A 1,188-nucleotide genomic window follows, 5' to 3' on the forward strand; every position below is an offset into this window, starting at 1 on the left:
CGTCGTCACGCTGCCGATGGCGCATGCGGGGCTCGACGTGCACTGGATCGCGCAGACGCCCTGCGTCGCCGTGCTGCCCGCGGGCGACCCGCTCGCGGCGCAGCCGCGCATCGCGCTGCGCGATCTCGCGCGCCGCCGCATCGTGACGGTCGCGAACCGGCACCGGCTGCGCCAGCGGATCGATGCGGCATTCGCGGCCGCGCGGGTCGACGCACGCGTCTTCATCGAAACCAATGCGTCGCTGAATGCGGTGATGGCCGCGCGTGCCGGCATCGGGATCGGCATCGTCGATCCGGCCACCGGTGTCGCACTGCCGGTGGACGGCGTCGTCGCCCGCCCGCTCGACGTCGACATCCCGTTCGCGTTCGGCGTCGCGACGCCGGCCGGCAAGGCGCGCACGGCGGCCGTCGATGCGCTGCTCGACGCGCTGCACCGGACGACGCGCACACTGCTCGACGACGTGATCTTTCACGAGGCCGCCGCGCACGATGCACTGCTGCGCGGCGACCGGCTGCGTGCCGGGCGCCCGTCACGCCCTTCAAGTCCCTCAAATCCTGCAAGCCCTTCCAGCCCGCCACGCACGACACGATCGCGCCGCACGCGCCCGGAGGCCGCATGACGATGCCCGCCGATGCACTCGACGCACTCGAAACCCGGCTCGCTCAAGACCTGCGCTGGCTCGACCTGCCCGCGCCGTCGTGGGTGCCGCCGCGCGAGGCCGACGGCACACGCGTGCTCGACGTCGCGATCGTCGGCGGCGGCATGGCCGGGCTCGCGGCTGCCGCCGAACTGCGCCTGCTCGGCATCGACAACCAGTGCGTGATCGACCGCGCGCCGGCGGGTTACGAAGGACCATGGGTCACGTTCGCGCGGATGGACACGCTGCGCTCGCCGAAGCAGCTCGCGGGCCCCGCGCTCGGCCTGCCCGCGCTGACGTTCCGCGCCTGGTTCGAAGCGCAATACGGCCGTGACGCATGGGACGCGCTCTACAAGATTCCGCGCACGCAATGGATGGACTACCTGCGCTGGTACCGGCACGTGCTCGACCTGCCGGTGCGCAACGACACCACGCTCGTCGCGCTGCGCCCGCGCGACGACGGCCTGCTCGCGCTCGACGTGCGCGGCAACTGCGAAGCGCAGACGCTGCTCGCGCGGCATGTGGTGCTCGCGACCGGCCGCGACGGGCTC

General features: G+C 72.9%; 2 protein-coding genes. Both read left to right on the forward strand.

The genetic code is table 11. The features are described 5' to 3' along the window. A partial coding sequence (locus DPV74_RS41430) for a LysR substrate-binding domain-containing protein (RefSeq protein WP_240440120.1) occupies positions 1 to 619 on the forward strand: 619 nt, incomplete at its 5' end. After that, the coding region (locus DPV74_RS41435; protein ID WP_119339291.1) for an FAD/NAD(P)-binding protein at positions 616 to 1,188 on the forward strand (573 nt) is incomplete at its 3' end. The genes DPV74_RS41430 and DPV74_RS41435, both read left to right, overlap by 4 nt.

The organism is Burkholderia sp. HAN2018, from assembly GCF_024704855.1.
GTDB classification, from domain to species: Bacteria; Pseudomonadota; Gammaproteobacteria; order Burkholderiales; family Burkholderiaceae; genus Burkholderia; species Burkholderia cepacia.